The sequence below is a fragment of the Mycolicibacterium komossense genome (assembly GCF_025822605.1).
Classification (GTDB): domain Bacteria; phylum Actinomycetota; class Actinomycetes; order Mycobacteriales; family Mycobacteriaceae; genus Mycobacterium; species Mycobacterium komossense.
The window spans coordinates 267,679-286,449 of sequence record NZ_JACKTY010000030.1 but is presented as its reverse complement, the minus strand read 5'-3'; the positions used below and the strand labels follow the sequence as shown (position 1 = coordinate 286,449).

Here is an 18,771-nt window from a genome sequence, read left to right as displayed (position 1 = left end):
GCCAGTCTGGGGAGAACGCGTCGGAAGGGTCTGTCATGACAGAGAATTCGCAGGCATACAACAGTGTCTGGCAGCTGCGAGGCGATTCGTGGTGTCGGCTCGAGGAGGCCGCCGACCGGCTCAGTCGCCCCACCACCACCGGCAAGCTCAAGGAGAAATACGTCGGTATCTGCCGCGACCTGCTGGGCACGCTCACGCCGCTGGAACCCTACTGGGCCTACCCCGGTACCCCGCAGTTCGCCAAGTTGCAGCGGCTGTTCGCCGCCGGGAACTACGACAGGTTCTCCCAGCTCGTGTCCCGGATCAACCGGGCGCTGACCACCGAGTCCTACCGCACCGGCGACGCCGAGCACAGCGGCGCCGACGAACACGACATGTTCCCCACCGATCCGCGTGCACTCGAACAGCAGCCGGCCACCAAGAAGGAGCAACTGTACTTCGAGGTCCTGGTGGTGGAGGCGATGAGCGAGGCCCAGGAACGGGCGCTACGCAAAGAGGTTCGCAGCTGGCGCCGACCGGACGACGAATACGTCTACGAGCTGGTGGTGGTGGCCAGTGGTGACGAGGCCATGATCGCCGCGCGACTCAACGTCAACCTGCAGGCGGTGGTGATCCGCCGCCGGTTCAGCCACCAGTCCACCCGCGATCTGTCGGCGCTCGACGAATTCGTCGACCGCAAGGTGTCCGATGAACTGGCCGACCACCTCTCACCCGACGAGCGCGCCCAGATCCTGGCGACCTCCCTGGCCGAGCTACGTCCTGAGGTCGATCTCTACCTGATGACCGAGATCGAGGTGGAGGACATCGCCGGCCGACTCGGCCAGCACTTCCGGCGCGTCTTCCACGCCCGCGAAGGCTTCCTCGAACTGCACCTGAGCATCCTGCACGGCGTGGCCGCGCGCTACCGCACCCCCTTCTTCAGCGCGCTGAAGGAATACAGCCATCGGCCCACCGGCGTCTTCCACGCACTGCCCATCTCCCAGGGCAAGTCGATCGTGAACTCGCACTGGATCAAGGACATGGTCAGCTTCTACGGGCTGGACGTCTTCATGGCCGAAACATCGGCCACCTGTGGCGGATTGGACTCCCTGCTGGAGCCCACCGGGCCGCTGCGCGACGCCCAGGAGTTGGCTGCCGAGACCTACGGCAGCAGACACACCTACTTCGTCACCAACGGCACGTCGACGGCCAACAAGATCGTCACGCAATCGCTGGTCGCGCCCGGCGATATCGTGCTGCTGGACCGCAACTGCCACCAGTCCCACCACTACGGGATGATGCTGGCGGGCGCGCACGTGGTCTATCTCGAGGCGTATCCACTGACGTCGTACTCGATGTACGGGGCGGTGCCGCTGACCGAGATCAAGTCGAAACTGTTGGCGCTGCGACGGGCGGGCAAGCTCGACCGGGTCAAGATGATCTCGCTGACCAACTGCACGTTCGACGGCATCGTCTACGACGTCGAGCGGGTCATGGAGGAATGCCTGGCGATCAAACCGGACCTGGTGTTCTTGTGGGATGAAGCCTGGTTCGCGTTCGCCCGGTTCCATCCCGTCTACCGCAACCGGACCGCGATGACTGCTGCCCGCCGCCTCCGGGAACGCCTGCAGGACAAAGAGTATGGCCGGGATTACGAGGCCGAGTTGAGTGCGGCCGACGGTGCCGAGCCGTCCGATGACGAGCTGATGGCGCGGCGGCTGCGCCCGGATCCCGCCAAGGCGCGGGTGCGCGTCTACGCCACCCAGTCGACCCACAAGACGCTGACCGCGCTGCGCCAGGGGTCGATGATCCACGTCTTCGACCAGGACTTCGAGCAGAAGGTGGCCGAGGCGTTCCACGAGGCCTACATGGCGCACACCTCGACGTCGCCGAACTACCAGATCCTGGCGTCGCTGGACCTAGGCCGTCGTCAGGTCGCGCTCGAGGGTGTCGAACTGGTGCAGCGCCAGATCGAGAACGCCATGCAGTTGCGCGACGCCATCGACAACCACCCGTTGCTCAGCCGCTACGTGTCCTGCCTGCGTACCTCGGACCTGATCCCCGGGGACTACCGGGAATCGCATATCGCGCAGCCGCTGCGCTCGGGGCTGCGCAACATGATGACGGCCTGGGACCACGACGAATTCGTGCTCGACCCGTCGCGAATCACGTTGTCCATCGGGCGAACCGGCTACGACGGTGACGAGTTCAAGCGCGAGCAGTTGATGGACCGCCACGGCGTCCAGATCAACAAGACCTCGCGCAACACCGTGCTGTTCATGACCAATATCGGCACCACCCGAAGCTCGGTGGCCTTCCTGGTCGAGGTGCTGGTGAAGATCGCCCGTGAGCTTGAGGAACGCACCTCCGAGATGGGCCTGGGTGAGCGCGCCCGCTTCGAGCAACGGGTACACCGGCTGACCGCCAAAACGACCCACATGCCGGACTTCAGCGGCTTCCACGCGGCGTTCCGCGATCTGCGTGGGACGGAGCCGACCTCCGAGGGCGACGTCCGCAGCGCTTTCTACCTGTCCTACACCGACAGCAACTGCGAATACCTCACGACCGACGAGGTGCTGACCAAGCTCGACGCCGGGATCGACGTGGTGTCAGCCACTTTCGTCACCCCGTATCCGCCGGGGTTCCCGGTGCTGGTGCCCGGCCAGGTGTTCAGCCGCGAGATTCTGGCCTTTATCACCAACCTCGATACCCCCGAAATCCACGGCTACAAGCCAGAATTCGGGTACCGAGTGTATACCGAGAAAGCCATCGAGGGATTGACCGCGCCGTCATCCAACGGACATCGACCCAGCGAGCAGGAGCCGTTCGCCGTCTCGTGAGCCGGCCGCCCACGCCGACGGCCCCCACTAACGGGGGCCGTCGGCCGGGTTCCGGTCAGTCCTGCGCGCCCGAGCTGTCCGACTTGGCGGCCTTGGCCGACTTGGCCGATGCCGCACCCGTCTTGTGCGTTGCTCCCGGCTTCGCCGCACCGGTGCCCGACTTGACTGTCGAGCCTGCCTCGCCGGCAGAAGACGACGAATCGGACTTCGCGCCACCCGACCCGCTACCCGACGCACCACCCGAGGTGGCACCGGCACTGTCGCCGGACGACTCGACCGCCGCCGGGGCCGCCGACGCGGCTGCCGACGCGGACGAGACGACCTTCGGCTTCGCCGAGGTGGTCTTGGTGACGACGGTGTCCTCCGTTGTCGCACTGGGCGCCTCCGGCGCTGCCGTCGACAGGGTCACCGTCTTAGCTGCGGTGGGCACCGACGCCACCGCACTGGCGCCCGGCAGCACCACGGGCAGCGGCGCGGCACCGAGTGCCTCGGCGATCGTCTGGCGCAGCGCGATCAAGCTCGCAATGGGTCCACTGTCGAGTGCGCCGGCGCTGGGGTCCCACGGCGTCAGAATGCCGGCGGTCGGGAGAATTCCGAGCACCATGCCTGCGCCGTTGAGGACGCCGTCGACCAGGTTGGCGGGGGCGTTGACCAGAGCGTTCACCACCGCGCCCACGTCCCCGGCGCCGACTCCGTTGACCACGTCCTGCGTGGTCTGAACAAGGGCATTCACCGCTGAAAGCAGCGGATACGTCAACGGCAGTGTCACAGTGAACACGTCGGTGGGCAGGGTGGCGACCACCTTCGCGAAGTTGTTGACGATGTTGGTGAGCGGGACCAACGCGTCGGATCCGACCTGCAGCGCCGCCAGCACCGCCGGGATCACGATGGTGTTGTTGATGGTGTCAACGGCTCCAGTGACATTCCCGGCCTGGAGCTGCCCCGCCGCGGTCTGCAGAGCTCCCGGGATGCTCTCCACGATCTGGGAGGCCGTGAACCCCGCGTTCTGCAGGGCGACACCGAACGCCGTAGCGTTCGCCACCTGGTTGGCGATCACCTGACTGAGGATCGGCGCGGGGTTGGCGGCGAGCTGCTCACCAATTGCGCCAATGTTTGCTGCGCTCTTCTGCAGCACCTGAATCCACCGGTCGATCGGGTTTACCATGGCGTTCAGCTCGACGTTCACCGACGTGACGACGCGATGCGCTGCCGCCATGTCGGGCAACGGCGCCAATGGCGAAATCGCGATGACGCTCGCTCCCATCAGCGCTACGCCAGCGGCGGCATACGGACGAACTACAGCATGCATGAACTCTCCTCTAAGCATCCGAACCCCCTAGGTGCCAGAAGATACTGCACCTTACTCAGTAGTAAGTAGCGAATCCCGAAAATATTTAACGCGTCAACTTCGGGGATGATTGCTGCGCGATACTGCCCTCAACTGGAAAGACGTCCCGATCACGCGTCCGTCCAGGCCACCACCGACGGCCGAGGACCGGCGTCGACCGCCCCACTCACCGCCGGATCCAGCCGACAACCTTACCCGCGGGTAACATGTCTGGCTTTGCTGAACGGACTGCGGAGTTACTTTTCAGTAGCCTGACAAGCCTTTGGCGGCCCCGCGCTGGTTTGCGCGCACTGCCGATGCGTGGCGCGCGAGACCAGATCCAACTTCCGCCGCCCCAGCGACTCTCAGGTGTACAACGTGATTGCCCAAACGTCGATAGGACACCCCTCAAGAGAGTTTGCTGCATGGAAGAACTGACGAGCGACGGCGAGACGCTCGGCCGCCACAGTTCCCCACTCGTCGGCCTTGGGCGCAGCGCCGATACCGACGCACTGAAATAGGGCCGGTTTGGCCGTAACGCCGCGAAGTATCTGCGCGCAGTCCTACCGTCGAAGCAGCCTGACACCAATGACGAGGAGATGGTTCGCGATGCGCGTTTCTGAAATCATCAAGCACACCGGCGGCTGTTCGTGCCGCTGCAATGCCTGCGACGGCGGCCACCACTGCCACAACATCGGCAGCGGCTGCAAGGTCAAGCCTTAGCGCGTCGATCGGCTACTCCCGGTGTCCTGCGCGACACCGTCGTCGAGGCCACCAAATGGTGGATTAGGCGCAGCCAAGGTGGGTATTCCCACCGAATCTGCGGAGTCGTCAATGCCGGCTTCCGTGAGGAGGCGACGACGATGGTTACCAAGAACCGGGCCGCCAGGAAGCGCCGCACATACACCGGCCTCCTGGCGGTACAAGGCGCGGCGATCGTCATGGGCGCCGCGTTTCTGCTGATCGGAATTCTCGGGTTCACCCCCGGCGTCACCGCACATCTGGATTCGATACAACTGGTCGGATACCGTTCGGGAGCACTGCTATTCGACGTTTTCCAGGTGTCGGTGGTACAGAACCTCAGCCACGTGGCCTTCGGCATCGTGGGACTGCTGCTGGCGCGTAGCTACGCGATGGCTCGGGCGTACCTCCTGATCGGCGGCCTCCTCTTTCTTGGACTGTGGATCTGGGGGCTACTGATGCACCCCGTCAGCGCAGCCAACGTCCTGCCGATCAACAACGCCGACAACTGGCTGCACCTGGGCCTCGGCGTGACGATGACGGTGCTGGCGCTGACCCTGGCCGGCGCCCGGGTGCCGACCGGCGCCGGTGGCGAAGAGCTGGTCCCGCCGCCGGAGTAGGTCAGCACCCGCCGGCGAACAGTGATTTGAGATAACCGGCGCTCTGATAGCCGTACATCCAGGCCCAGTCCGGCAGCGAGAGCCGAGTCGGGGCGGCCGCCATGATCAGATCCCCGCCGAAGCAGCGTTCGATGAGGTAGCGGGCTCGTGAAATGTGCGGCAGGTAGGCCACGACGATCACTGTCCGCCAATGCTTTTCGATCGCAAGTCGGCTGATCTCACGCGCCTCCCCCTGCGTGGTACGTGGATCGGGGACGAAGCATTCGACGGTGAAGCCGGGGTAGCGCACCCCACATGCCTTCGTCAGCTGACGGTCCGGATCGGAGACCACCAGATGCGGCGCCCAACCCTGCCCAGCCAGTTCGAAGCCGTAGCGGTAGCGCGGCAGCGGGTCAGCGCCACCGACGATCAGGATGGCGTCGGCTTTGCGCAGCGGGTCGATCTGCGGCCTGACGTAGACGGGGTAGCCGGCCACGACGAGTGTCGCGACGACGAGCACCGCGACGAAGGCCAGTGCGCACAGCCGGGCCGCGCGCGCCGAGTTAGACGCTGTGCCGAGTTTCTGTCGCACTGTGGCGCCCAACCGTGAGTGTGGGCCTACTACTGGGCGGGATCGGCGAGCGACAACGCAATACCGTCGAGGATGTCGTGCTCGCTGACCGTCAACGCGTCGATGCCGGCCCGCGCACCCAACGCGAAGGCGAGTTCCTCGACGACGACGGCTCCCCCGCCGATCACATCGACGCGGCCCTCGTGCATCGGCCCCAGTGCCGCCCGCTGCTTGCGCGTCATCGCGATCAACTGCGCGCAGACCGGCAGCAGCTCGTCGAATCCGATCCGGGACAGATGGATGGCCGCCGGGTCGTACCTCGTCATGTTCTGGGCGAGCGCCGCGATGGTGGTGAACGTACCGGCCACCCCCACCCAGGTGCGCGCGTTCTCCACCGGCACCACCCGCAGGGCCTCGGCCAGCCGCTCCCGCACCACCTCACGGGCCGCTGCGAGCTCCGCAGCGGTCGGCGGATCGCTGTGCAGGCAGCGCTCGGTAAGCCGGACACACCCGATATCCGCGGAGAAGCCCGCTTGGACGCCACGGGAATCCCCCAGCACCACCTCCGTCGAGCCGCCGCCGAGGTCGACGACCACGAAAGGCGCCCCAGCGGAATCCAATTCGCCGACAGCGCCACGGAAGGACAGCTCGGCCTCCTCGTTGCCGGTGATCACCTCCGCCACCGCGCCGGGCACCACCGCGCCCAGGATGTCAGCGGTCATCGCGAAGAAGTCGTCACGGTTGCGGGCGTCGCGGGTGGCCGACGTCGCGACCATCCGGATGCGGGACACCTCAGCGGTTTTGAGGAGTTCACCGTATTCACTCAAGGCTGCCTGCGTGCGGGCGATTGCCTCCGGCGCGAACTCGCCCGTCGCGTCGACCCCCTGGCCCAACCGGACGATCCGCATCTCGCGGTCCACGTCACGCAGCACACCGTTGTCGACGTCGGCGATGAGCAGCCTGATCGAATTCGTCCCGCAGTCGACCGCACCGACCCTCAAATCCACTCCTCCACAACAAGAATTCCCGCCATCCCCGGTTCCTGCGCCAGGATCGCCAGCGCCTCGTCGCCGAAGGGATTGACGCCACGCCCCTTGGCCAATGAATGCGCGATCAGCACGTGCAAGCACTTCACCCGGTCGGGCATGCCCCCGCCGGTGAACGTCGTTCCCATCGGTTCGATGGCATCGCGCTCGGCCAGATAGTCCTCGTGCGCCCGTCGATACGCCGCCGCCAGATCGGGATCCGCACCGAGCCGATCGGTCATCTCCTTCATCAACCCCGAGGACTCCAACCGGCTCGCCGCGGCGGTCAGCGCCGGCAGCGTCAGGTAGTAGAGCGTCGGAAAAGGAGTTCCGTCAGGCAGTTTCGGCGCGGTCTTCACCACAGCGGGGGCGCCGTTGGGGCAGCGGTAGGCGATCTCGAGGACGCCCCGCGGCTCCCTGCCGAGCTGCTCGGCCACGGCGTCCAGATCGGCGCGCTCAACCACCGGGCCCCCCCGGTGGTGGTGGCGGCGGGTCGACCGGAAGCTCCGGTGGCGCGGTGCCCTCGACCGGGGCCGCGCCGTGCGGGGCATCGGCGATGGTCTTCCACAACGCGGTGTACCAGGGGTCGGTACTGGCCGGCGCAATCGGCTGTTCCCCCGGGGTGGGCGGCAGCGCCGCCGACGGTGGCAGCTGGACCTGATACGGAATGTCACCGGGCATCACGAAACCCAGCCGCTCACGGGCCTGCGCGGCGATGAACACCGGATCGGCCAGCTTCTGCTTCTGCTGTTCCAAGTCGGCGATCTGGGACCGCAACGACTGCTCGGTGGCGGCCAGCTGCTTCATCTCGGTGCGCTGGGCGAAATAGGTCCGGACCGGTCCCGCGATCGTCAGCGTCAGCACACACACCACCGCCGCCAGGATCGCCGCCCGACGCGCGGTGAAGCCGAGCCGCTGCTCGGACTGCTGTTCGGCCTGCTCGGCGATCGCCGCCGAGATCGACTGCAGGACTGATTCGCTCGGCTCGACGACCTCATCGACGACCTCCTCCTCGGCGGGAGCCTCTCTACGTGGCTCCCGGGCCGAGGTGGCGGACGGCTTCACCGTCTTTCGCGGTCGCCCCTTGGCCTCGCCGGCCCGGCCTGGTCGGGACGTCGGGGACCGTCGTTCCCGCTTCGCGTCGGACATCTAACAGGCCAGGCTACCGGTTCGACGACGATGCAGAGCGAGGCACGAGCGATGTGGAGGAAGAGCCGGACAACCGACTACTTGCCCTCAACGGCGAAGCGCGGGAAGGCCAGATCGCCTGCATAGCGCGCAGCATCGCCGAGCGCCTCTTCGATTCGCAGCAACTGGTTGTACTTCGCGACGCGCTCGCTACGTGCCGGGGCACCCGTTTTGATCTGACCGCTGCCCACCGCGACCGCGAGGTCGGCGATGGTGGTGTCCTCGGTCTCGCCGGAACGGTGGCTCATCATCGTCCGGTAGCCGCTGTTATGGGCCAGCGCCACCGCGTCGAGCGTCTCGGTCAACGTGCCGATCTGGTTGACCTTCACCAGCAGTGCGTTGGCCGCGCCCTTCTCGATACCGTCCTCGAGTCGTTCGGGGTTGGTGACGAACAAGTCGTCGCCGACGATCTGAATCCGGTCGCCGATCGCGGTGGTCAACGACACCCACCCATCCCAGTCGTCTTCCGACAGCGGGTCCTCGATGGACACCAGCGGGTAGGCGTCAAGCAGCTCGGCGTAGAAAGCAGTCATCTGCTCGGCGGTGCGGGTCTCCTTCTCGAACGCGTAACCCGTGCCCTCGGTGTAAAACTCGGTGGCCGCCACGTCCAGAGCCAGCGCGACGTCGGTGCCGAGCTTGAAGCCCGCGCCCTCGATCGCCGAGCTGATCAGGTCGAGCGCCGCCCGGGTACCGGCGATATCGGGTGCGAAACCACCCTCGTCACCGAGGCCGGTCGACAGGCCCTGCTTCTTCAGTACCGACTTCAGCGAGTGGTAGACCTCGGCGCCCCAGCGCAGCGCCTCCTTGAACGACGGCGCACCGATCGGCGCGACCATGAACTCCTGGACGTCGACGCCGGTGTCGGCATGTGCCCCGCCGTTGACGATGTTCATCATCGGCACCGGCAGGATGTGGGCATTCGGGCCGCCGAGGTAGCGGAACAGCGGCAGACCCGCCGAGTCGGCGGCAGCCTTCGCAACGGCCAGCGACACCCCGAGGATCGAGTTGGCGCCGAGCCGGGACTTGTCCGGGGTGCCGTCGAGATCTACCAGCGCCTGGTCGACGAGGCGCTGGTCATCGGCATTGAGCCCGATCACCGCAGGCGCGATCTCGTCGAGCACCGCCTCCACGGCCTTCTCGACACCCTTGCCGCCGTAGCGCGCGGCGCCGTCACGCAGCTCGACAGCCTCGTGTTCGCCCGTCGATGCGCCGGAGGGCACGGCGGCCCTGGCGAAGGTGCCATCGATCAGCGCGACCTCGACCTCGACGGTCGGGTTGCCGCGGGAATCGAGGATCTCGCGTGCGCCGACCTGCTCGATGATGGGCACTGTCGTCTCCTTCAGGGTTCGCATAAGCGGTTTGGGCTGGAACAGCCATCAGCCTAGATGCTGGGCCGCGGGTCGGCGATAGCGCAGCTATAGCGGGTGGCCGCTGGCGTATGCCGTGGCCAGATCCCGCACCGTGCGCGCGTACTGGTCCGAATTGTTGTAGGCCCGCAGCGCGTTCATCCAGCCCCGCGGTGTGGCGAGATTCTTTCCCCGCCAGCACAGGTATCCGGCCGCCGACAAAGCGGCATCGTCGATGTTGTCGGGGCTGATGACGCCGTCGTTGTTGGCGTCGACGCCGTAGAGCCTCCAGGTCTCCGGGATGAACTGCATCGGACCCATCGCCCGGTCCACGTGGGCATCCCCGTCGAGCTTGCCGCCGTCGGTGTCGGGGATCAGCAGATTGCCGGCGGTGCCGTCGAGCCGAACCCCGCGGATGGGCGGTGTGACGTCACCATTGGGTGCGATCGTGGCCCCCCGATAGGTGCCGTGATGACTTTCCACCATCCCGATACCGGCCAGGGTGGTCCAGGCGAGATGACAGTTCGGGTTCTCCACTTCGGCGACCCGAGCGGCGTAGGCGTAGGCCTCCAGTGCAGTCACCGGTATCCCCAGCGCGGGCGCCCGTTGGGCCGCCCAATCGTGCAGCTGATCGGCGGGCCGGCCCTTGGCGTGGGTGTCGACGGCGGGCACCGGATCACCCGGCGGCGGTGGCACTCCTTCGGGAATGGGGATGCCCAACTGCCACGAACAACTCGAGGCCATGAGCAGGGCCGTCGCCCCTACCACCGCGACGGCCCTGAGCCATCGCGCTGGCACCACAGGACTCCCTAAAACCCACATTGGTCGAAGACCATCGTCCCACGGGTCGGAAAGTAACCAGGTTTACCCAAGCCCGACGCAGCGCTGTGGGCAAGCTGTTCCACCCCTGTCAGCCCGCTGATAAGGTGAGCCACACCTTGCTATGGGTAGCCAACGCTAGGTCTTGAACTTAATGAACGAGGACACCACATGACTGCCGCCGGAGACCTTTCGGTCACTTTGTTGGCTGCTGGTCCCAGCGTTTCATCTCAGCTGTTCGGCAGCGCTTTGATCGGACTTCGCGAGGGCCTCGAGACAGCCATCGTCGTCACCATTCTGGTCGCGTTCCTGGTCAAGGGCGATCGACGCGACGCCCTCAAATGGGTGTGGCTCGGCGTCGCCGCAGCAATCGCCATGACCGTTGGCGTGTTCCTGGTGATCCAGCTCGGCGAGAACACCATCTCCGGCCTCGCCGCGGAAGCCATCGCCGGGGTGGCGTCACTGATCGCCGTCGCGATCGTCACCACGATGGTGCTCTGGATGAAAAAAGCCTCGGCCAGTATTTCCGGTGAACTGCGCAGCGGGATGACGCGCGCACTGGAAACCGGCGGTATCGCCGTGGCGACGCTGGCCTTCCTGGCCGTCGGGCGCGAAGGCGTCGAGACCGCGCTGTTCATGGTCGGCTATGCCGAAGCCCAAACCTCCTGGCCGCTGATCGGACTCGTCGTCGGCGTGCTGATCGCGGTGGCCATCGCCTACGGCATGTACGTCGGCGCCGTACGGATCAACCTGGCGAAGTTCTTCTCCTACACCGGCGTGTTTCTCATCGTGGTGGCCGCCGGCATCCTGTCGTACGGCATCGGCGCGCTGCAGACCGTCGACTGGCTGCCCGGGCTGTCCAACCGCGCCTTCGACATCAGCAGCTGGTTCAACTGGTCGTCCTGGTACGGCGAGGTCATCCAGGGGGTTTTCAACGTCACGCCGACCCCGACGGTGCTGCAGCTGTCCGGCTATCTCGCCTACATCGTCATCGTGCTGGCGCTGTTCCTGCGGCCGACCACCGGCGCCACCCCGAAGAAACCCGCCGCCGCCGAACCCGTCGGGGATTCGGATTCCGCTTCACACACTGAAAGGTCAACCACGTGAATCGCACCACCCCCTTCCTGGCCGTCACCGCGGCGCTGGTCGCCGGCGTCGCGCTGACAAGCTGCACGGCCAAGGACTCGTCGACGTCCTCGTCTGCGAGCAGCAGCGGCGACAAGGCAGCCCCGGCCGAAGTCACCGTCGCGGCGACCGACACCGAGTGCGCACTGTCGGGCACCGAAGGGGCCACCGGCGCGAACACCTTCACCATCACCAACAACGGGACCAAGGTCCAGGAGTTCTACGTCTACGACGAGGGCGACCGGGTGATGGGTGAGGTCGAGAACATCTCCCCCGGGCTGTCGCGCAAGCTGATCGTCCAGCTGACCGAACCCGGCACCTACACCACCGCCTGCAAGCCGGGCATGATCGGCGACGGCATCCGTGGCGACTTCAAGGTCACCGGCGATGCCGTCCAGATCGACACCGAAGGCAAGTTCAAAGAAGCCGCCGACAGCTACAAGCGCTACGTGAACAGCCAGACCGAAGCCCTGGTGACGGCCACCCAGGTCTTCACCGACGCCGTCAAGGCCGGCGACGTCAACGCGGCCAAGGCCCAGTATCCGATCGCCCGCACCTACTACGAGCGCATCGAGCCCGTCGCCGAGTCGTTCCCCGATGACCTGGACCCGCGCATCGACCTCCGCGAGGCGGACCTGGAGCCCGGCCAGAAGTGGACCGGCTTCCACGCCATCGAGAAGCAGCTGTGGGTCACCGGCCTGCAGCCCGACGCCAACGCGCTGGCCGATCAGCTGGTCGCGGACATCAAAGAACTCAACGACGGCGTCAAGGCGCCCGACTGGACCATCGACTCGACCCAGATCGCCGGTGGCGCACAGGGTCTGCTCGACGAGGTCGCCTCCAGCAAGATCTCCGGCGAAGAGGACATCTTCAGCCATACCGACCTGTGGGACTTCCAGGCCAACGTCGACGGCTCGCAGACCGCCGTCGCGTCGGTTCGGCCGATCCTCGACGAGCGGGATGCCGAGCTCGGCAAGCGCGTCGACCAGCGCTTCGCCGATGTCGAGGCCGCGCTGGCCAAGTTCCGCCAGGGCGATGGCTTCGTGCTGTACGACACGGTGACCGAGCCGCAGCGCAAGGGCCTGTCGGACGTCGTCGACGCACTGTCCAAGGAAGTGAGCCAGGTCCAAGGTGTCATCGCACCCCAGTAATCCTTCCGAGGATTCGACTTCGGTAGCCACTCCCACTGCTGCGCCGGTCAGGTCGTCGCGAGGATTCTCGCGACGCAGACTGATCGGCGCGGCGGGGGTGGGCGCCGCCATCGTGGGCACAGCTGGGGCGTCGTTCAGCGCCGGGCGAGCCACCGCCGCGGACAACAACACTCACGGGCAGCTGCTGCAGAGTCCCGTCCCCTTCCGGGGTGAGCGCCAAGCCGGCATCATCACCGAGGCGCAGGACCGGATGCAGTTCGCGACCTTCGACGTCACCACCGACTCCAAAGCGGAGGTGGTGGCGATGCTGCAGGAGTGGACCAATATGGCCGAGCGGATGACCGCCGGCGAGGAAGCCTTCGAAAAGGGTGCCGTCGGACGCAACCCGTACGCGCCGCCACTGGATACCGGTGAGGCGCTGGGCCTTCCGGCATCGCAGCTAACGCTGACTATCGGCTTCGGCCCGAACTTCTTCCGCAAGGACGGCAAGGACCGCTTCGGTATCGCCGACCAGCGACCGGAGCCGCTGAGACCACTGCCGAAGTTCCCCAACGAAACGATGGACCCGAACCGCTCCGGCGGCGACATCTGCATCCAGGCCTGCGCCAACGATCCCCAGGTCGCCGTGCACGCCATCCGCAACCTGGCCCGGGTCGCCTTCGGTACCGCGGCGGTACGGTATTCCCAGCTCGGTTTCGGCCGCACCTCGTCGACCACCAGAGATCAGAGCACACCGCGAAACCTGTTCGGATTCAAGGACGGAACGAACAACCTCAAGTCGGACGAGACCGACAAGCTCAACCAGCACGTCTGGGTGGCCGACGGCGACGGGCCGAAGTGGCTGACCGGGGGCAGCTATCTGATCACCCGACGGATCCGGATGCGCATCGAGAACTGGGACCGCACCACACTTCTCGAACAGGAGCGGGTGATCGGCAGGCAAAAGGGCAGCGGTGCACCCAACGGCCTGACCCAGGAGTTCCAGGAACTCAATTTCGACCTCAAAGACAAGAAGAACGCGCCACTGATCGACAAAGACGCCCACGTCCGATTGGCGTCACCGCAGCACCTCGGCGGGATCGAGATCCTGCGCCGCGGTTACAACTTCACCGACGGCTCAGATGGTTTCGGACACCTCGACGCCGGGCTGTTCTTCATCGCCTTCGTGCGCAACCCGGACACGTCGTTCATCCCGATGCAGACCGAGCTGTCCCGCCGCGATGCGCTCAACGAGTACATCACCCACACCGGCTCAGCCATTTTCGCGATCCCGCCCGGTATCCGCGAGAACGACACGTCGGCCTACTGGGGTTCGTCTCTGCTGGGCTGATCTGAGTCCACCGGCCGGAGTTCCCCGGGCGTCAACTCGTCGGGGACCTCGGTCGGCCAGGCGGCGCGCCACTGGTCCTCACTGACGGCACCGAGTTGCGCGTCGTCGAGCTGCGGGCCGCGATCGACGGCGATAGCCTTCTCGGCTCCGCGCACATCGTCCATGAACTGCAGCACCAGTGACCGCAGGGCATTCTCGGCATCGTCATCGGCCGACACAGTGACGGTCAGCATGCCCGACGGGATCAGCTCGACGGGAACCCCGGCCTGCTGCGCGCGGGCAATCACCTTCTGCGCCAGCGCTAGGGCGGGTTGCCCGGTGGGCACGTTGTCCATCGCCGAATCACGTGTCCGCTCAAGGGCTTTGCGCTCTTCCCACTGGGCGAGCTGTTCATCGAGAGACACCGACTCGCCGCCAAGCACCGAGGGCGCCCGGTTGCCCAGCTTGCGTACCAGGGCGTCGGCCACATCGTCGATGCTGAACGCGTTCGTCGGCGCATCCTCGGCAATGCGGGCGTGGAACAGGACCTGCAGCAGTACGTCGCCGAGTTCGTCGCGCAACTCGTCGGCGTCGCCGCCGCGGACCGCGTCGAACAGTTCGTAGGTTTCCTCAAGCAGATAGCGCCGCAACGAATCATGGGTCTGCTCGCTCTCCCACGGACCCGTCGTGCGCAGTGTGTCCATGATCGCGACGGCATCGACGAGCCGCTCCCCGGCCTGCGGGGCGGGGACGGAAATCACCCGCTCGCCGGCCGCCACCCTGGCCACGACGGCGGGGTGGCGCGGATCCGAGGACAACAGCGCCGGCGCCTGCTCGCCGGAGTGCACCGGCCGCGCCGATGCCAACGACCACGGCACCTTCACCGGCAGCTCCTCGGTGTACTGCACCTCGCCGGCGAGCAGTTCGATCGCTTCGATGGGCACCAGTGTCGGGCGGCGCGGGTCGACCAGGATGACGGTCATCGGTCCTGTCCCCCAGCGATATCGACCTGCCCGGCAGGTTTGCCGTCGAGCGCCACCAGCAGGTCGGCCACCATCTGCGCCAGCTCGAGGTCTCGGATACGGGGTGCGCCGATCCCGCTGCCCGCCCGCGGAATCGGCACCTGGATGGTCGCCGTGGTGGCCCGGTACTGAGCTCCGGGGTACATCCGGGCCAACCGCAGCTGCCCCGAATCCGGCAGCGTCAGCGGCGAGAGCCGCAGGGTCGACGGTTGACCGGCGGCACCGGTGGCCGACACCTCGGTGACACCGTAGCTGCGGCACAACAGCCGAAGCCGGGCGACCGCGACGAGCCGCAGGGCCGGTTCGGGCAGCGGACCGTAGCGGTCGACCAGTTCTTCGATCACCGCCGTGACGGCAGCGTCATCTCCGGCGGCGGCCAGCCTGCGATAGCCCTCCAGCCGCAGCCGGTCGCTGGCGATGTACTCCGGTGGCAGGTGCGCGTCGACCGGCAGATCGATCCGGACATCCTTGGGTTCCTCTGCGCTGGTGACGGTTTCGCCGTCGGCGGCCGCCCGGTACGCCTCGACAGCCTCGCCGACCAATCGCACGTAGAGGTCGAAACCCACACCGGCGACGTGGCCGGACTGTTCGACACCCAGGACATTGCCCGCCCCGCGGATCTCCAGGTCCTTCATCGCCACGGCCATGCCCGCGCCGAGCTCGTTGTTCTGCGCGATGGTCGACAGCCGGTCATACGCCGTCTCGGTGAGCGGAACCTCAGGCGGATACAGGAAATACGCGTAACCGCGTTCGCGGCTGCGACCGACGCGGCCCCGCAGCTGATGCAGCTGCGACAAGCCGAAGGTGTCGGCGCGTTCCACGATCAACGTGTTGGCGTTGGAGATGTCAAGGCCCGTCTCGACGATCGTGGTGCAGACCAGGACGTCGAACTCCCGGTTCCAGAAGCCCTCGACGGTGCGCTCCAACTGCTCCTCTGGCATCTGGCCGTGCGCGACGACGACCCGGGCTTCTGGCACCATATCGCGCACCCTGGCCGCGGCGTTGTCGATGGAGCTGACCCGGTTGTGAATGTAGAACACCTGCCCGTCGCGCAGCAGTTCGCGGCGCAAGGCGGCGGCCACCTGCTTGTTGTCGTGCGGGCCAACGTAAGTCAGCACTGGGTAGCGTTCCTCGGGCGGGGTGAGGATGGTCGACATCTCGCGGATGCCGGCCAGGCTCATCTCGAGGGTTCGCGGGATCGGAGTGGCACTCATGGTCAGCACGTCGACGTGGGTCCGCAACGCTTTGATGTGTTCCTTGTGCTCGACACCGAAGCGCTGTTCCTCGTCGACGATGACCAGCCCGAGGTCCTTCCACCGCGCGCTGGTCTGCAGCAACCGGTGGGTGCCGATCACGATATCGACCGAACCATCGGCCATTCCCTCGAGTGCCTTGCGCGACTCCGCGGGATCGGTGAAGCGGGACAGCCCCTTCACGGTCACCGGGAAACCCGCCATCCGGGAGCTGAAGGTCTGCAGATGCTGATCGGCCAGCAGCGTCGTCGGCACCAGCACCGCGACCTGCTTCCCGCTCTGCACGGCCTTGAACGCCGCGCGCACCGCGATCTCGGTCTTGCCGTAGCCGACGTCGCCACAGATCACCCGGTCCATCGGAACCGGCTTCTCCATATCGGATTTCACTTCGGTGATGGCCGTCAGCTGGTCCATCGTCTCGGTGAATCCGAACGCGTCCTCCATCTCGGCCTGCCACGGGGTGTCGGGCCCGAACGCATAACCGGGTGCCGCCTGACGCTTGGCGTAGAGCGCCACCAGTTCACCGGCGATTTCACGAACCGCCTTGCGCGCCTTGGTCTTTGTATTGGTCCAGTCACTGCCGCCGAGCTTGCTCAGACTCGGCGCCTGGCCACCGACATACCGCGACAGCTGATCCAGGGAATCCATCGGAACAAACAGCTTGTCGGACCCGCCACCGCGCTTGGAAGACGCGTACTCCAGCACCAGGTACTCGCGGCGCGCCCCGCCGACGGTGCGCTCGGTCATCTCGACGAACTTGCCGATTCCGTGCTGGTCGTGCACCACCAGGTCACCCGCGGCAAGGGCGAGTGGATCGACGGTGTTACGGCGTTTGGCGGCCAGCCGTTTGCCTTCGGTCGCCGCCACCCGGTTGCCGGTGATATCGGTCTCGGTGATCACCACCAGGTTCGCGCCGGGCAGCACGATCCCGTCGTGCAGCGGCCCCTTCAGCACACCGACGATGCCCGGCTTGAGTTGGGCCATCCCATCTGGACCGGGCTCCAACATCGTTGCCGGAGTGTCGGATTCGCCCAATTGCTCGACGACTCGGTGCGCCGTCCCGGTACCGGGCGCGACGACGGCGGCGTAGCCACCGGTGGCCACGTGTGCGCGCAGCATCGCGAAGATGGTCTCGATACCGTCCACGCCCTGCGGACCGCGAGCCGACGGCGCAGGCCGGATATCCAGTTCGACCGCAGCCCCGTCGGCCAGCGGGCTCAGCGTCCACCAGGGGTGACCGCCCGCCCGGGCGCCGGCCCGTACCTCACCCAGCTCGCGGAAACCCGAGCCGCCGAGCTGTTCGACGTCGATGGGTGCATCGCCACCGACGGCCGCCACCGACCAGGACGCCTCGAGGAACTCCCGGCCGGTCTTGATCAGGTCGGCCCCGCGGGTACGCACCTTCTCCGGATCGCACACCAGCACCGGCGTTCCCGGCGCCAACTGATCCGTCAGCAGCGCTAGGTCGTCAGGGCGCAGCACCGGCAGCAGCGCCTCCATCCCGTCGGTGGGGATGCCCTCGGCGAGTTTGGCCAGCATCTCCCCGACCGTGCCGGTGACGTGATGCTCGGCCGGCGGATGCTCGGTCAACAGCGCCGCTGCCCTGGCCCGCACATCCGGGGTCAGCAGCAGTTCCCGGCAGGCCACGGCGATGACGGTGTCGACGGGGATCTCGGGGATCGAGCGCTGGTCGGCGACCGAGAACATCCGCATCTCGGTGACCTTGTCACCCCAGAACTCGATGCGCACCGGGTGTTCGGCGGTGGGCGCGAAGATGTCGAGGATGCCGCCGCGGACCGCGAACTCGCCGCGCTTACCGACCATGTCCACCCGGGTGTAGGCCAGCTCGACGAGCCGCACGATGGTCTCGTCGAATCCCATCTCCGCGCCGAGGCTGAACGTCACCGGCTCGACCTTCGCCACATCCGGCGTCATCGGCTGCAACAAGGAGCGGGCAGTGGTGACGACGATCCGCAGCGGCGGACCGAGCCGTGCGTCGTCGGGGTGCGACAGCCGGCGCAGCAGCATCAGGCGCGCACCGACGGTGTCGACGCCGGGCGAGAGCCGCTCATGTGGCAGCGTCTCCCACGAGGGGAACATCGCGACGGCGTCGCCGAAGACACCGCGCAGTTCCGCCGTCAGGTCGTCGGCTTCCCGGCCAGTGGCCGTGACCACCAGCAGCGGACCCTGCTGCGCCAGCGCCGCGGCGACGAACACCTTGGCGCTGGGCGGGGCGACCAGCGCCATTTCGGCAGGCGTCTCGGCGGCGCGTTCGATCAGAGCTGAGAATGTCGGAGCGGTCAGAGCCAACTCGACGAGCCCCGCGATCGGGGTGTGGACATGGGTGTGCCCCGGTGCGGTCATGATGTGCCCAGTCTAGTGCGGACCGGCGGGCGTGCGGAGCCCGCCCATCAGGCACCTATCAGGCACCAGCGACGTCAAAATTCGGATCCTGGCCGTCAAGACATCGTCAACG

Annotated in this window: 14 protein-coding genes; 5 read left to right on the top strand and 9 right to left on the bottom strand. The window is 66.7% G+C overall.

Features of this window, described 5'->3' with window-relative positions; translation table 11 throughout:
* Positions 1-35 precede the first annotated feature (35 nt).
* On the top strand, positions 36-2,819 hold the full coding sequence (locus tag H7J73_RS17755) for an aminotransferase class I/II-fold pyridoxal phosphate-dependent enzyme (RefSeq protein ID WP_264068839.1): 2,784 nt from the start codon (positions 36-38) through the stop codon (positions 2,817-2,819).
* 55 nt (positions 2,820-2,874) lie between these two features.
* Here the strand turns inward: H7J73_RS17755 and H7J73_RS17750 are convergent, their stop codons facing one another.
* Positions 2,875-4,128 (bottom strand): hypothetical protein, encoded by a 1,254-nt coding sequence (locus tag H7J73_RS17750; protein ID WP_264068838.1) that lies wholly within the window; start codon positions 4,126-4,128, stop codon positions 2,875-2,877.
* 881 nt (positions 4,129-5,009) lie between these two features.
* Between H7J73_RS17750 and H7J73_RS17745 the strand changes: the two genes are divergently transcribed.
* Entirely contained in the window at positions 5,010-5,507 is a 498-nt protein-coding gene (locus H7J73_RS17745) for a DUF4383 domain-containing protein (protein WP_264068837.1), read from the top strand.
* Position 5,508: 1 nt separating this feature from the next.
* Here H7J73_RS17745 and H7J73_RS17740 read toward each other — a convergent pair whose 3' ends face one another.
* The 6 genes from H7J73_RS17740 to H7J73_RS17715 all read right to left on the bottom strand — a co-directional run bounded on the left by H7J73_RS17740 (position 5,509) and on the right by H7J73_RS17715 (position 10,417).
* Positions 5,509-6,078 (bottom strand): YdcF family protein, encoded by a 570-nt coding sequence (locus H7J73_RS17740; protein WP_264068836.1) that lies wholly within the window; start codon positions 6,076-6,078, stop codon positions 5,509-5,511.
* A 29-nt stretch (positions 6,079-6,107) separates the two neighbouring features.
* Positions 6,108-7,058 (bottom strand): Ppx/GppA phosphatase family protein, encoded by a 951-nt coding sequence (locus tag H7J73_RS17735; RefSeq protein ID WP_276031385.1) that lies wholly within the window; start codon positions 7,056-7,058, stop codon positions 6,108-6,110.
* Positions 7,055-7,546 carry a DUF501 domain-containing protein gene (locus H7J73_RS17730; RefSeq protein WP_264068834.1) on the bottom strand — a complete coding sequence of 164 codons (492 nt, stop codon included), beginning with the start codon at positions 7,544-7,546 and terminating at the stop codon, positions 7,055-7,057. The genes H7J73_RS17735 and H7J73_RS17730 overlap by 4 nt, the downstream gene beginning before the upstream one ends.
* On the bottom strand, positions 7,539-8,231 hold the full coding sequence (locus H7J73_RS17725) for an FtsB family cell division protein (protein WP_264068832.1): 693 nt from the start codon (positions 8,229-8,231) through the stop codon (positions 7,539-7,541). Before H7J73_RS17725 ends, H7J73_RS17730 begins: the two co-directional genes overlap by 8 nt.
* Before the next feature lie 77 nt (positions 8,232-8,308).
* Positions 8,309-9,598: a phosphopyruvate hydratase gene (gene eno / locus H7J73_RS17720; protein WP_264068831.1), complete on the bottom strand. Its 1,290-nt coding sequence runs from the start codon at positions 9,596-9,598 to the stop codon at positions 8,309-8,311.
* Positions 9,599-9,685: 87 nt separating this feature from the next.
* A complete protein-coding gene (locus H7J73_RS17715) occupies positions 9,686-10,417 on the bottom strand; it encodes a lytic transglycosylase domain-containing protein (RefSeq protein WP_264068829.1) in 732 nt (243 codons plus the stop codon).
* Positions 10,418-10,606: 189 nt separating this feature from the next.
* Here H7J73_RS17715 and efeU point away from each other — a divergent pair, with 189 nt between their 5' ends.
* The 3 genes from efeU to efeB are packed head-to-tail and all read left to right on the top strand — an operon-like array spanning position 10,607 to position 14,041.
* Entirely contained in the window at positions 10,607-11,542 is a 936-nt protein-coding gene (efeU, locus tag H7J73_RS17710) for an iron uptake transporter permease EfeU (protein WP_264068827.1), read from the top strand.
* Positions 11,539-12,711, top strand: a complete 1,173-nt coding sequence (gene efeO / locus H7J73_RS17705) for an iron uptake system protein EfeO (protein WP_264068825.1) — start codon at positions 11,539-11,541, stop codon at positions 12,709-12,711. Before efeU ends, efeO begins: the two co-directional genes overlap by 4 nt.
* Positions 12,692-14,041 carry an iron uptake transporter deferrochelatase/peroxidase subunit gene (efeB, locus tag H7J73_RS17700; RefSeq protein ID WP_435405519.1) on the top strand — a complete coding sequence of 450 codons (1,350 nt, stop codon included), beginning with the start codon at positions 12,692-12,694 and terminating at the stop codon, positions 14,039-14,041. The genes efeO and efeB overlap by 20 nt, the downstream gene beginning before the upstream one ends.
* Here efeB and H7J73_RS17695 read toward each other — a convergent pair.
* Together H7J73_RS17695 and mfd are read right to left on the bottom strand one after the other, a co-directional pair.
* Positions 14,014-15,003 carry a nucleoside triphosphate pyrophosphohydrolase gene (locus tag H7J73_RS17695; RefSeq protein ID WP_264068824.1) on the bottom strand — a complete coding sequence of 330 codons (990 nt, stop codon included), beginning with the start codon at positions 15,001-15,003 and terminating at the stop codon, positions 14,014-14,016. The two genes, efeB and H7J73_RS17695, sit on opposite strands and share 28 nt — an antisense overlap.
* Positions 15,000-18,659 (bottom strand): transcription-repair coupling factor, encoded by a 3,660-nt coding sequence (gene mfd / locus H7J73_RS17690; RefSeq protein ID WP_264068822.1) that lies wholly within the window; start codon positions 18,657-18,659, stop codon positions 15,000-15,002. Before mfd ends, H7J73_RS17695 begins: the two co-directional genes overlap by 4 nt.
* Positions 18,660-18,771 lie beyond the last annotated feature (112 nt).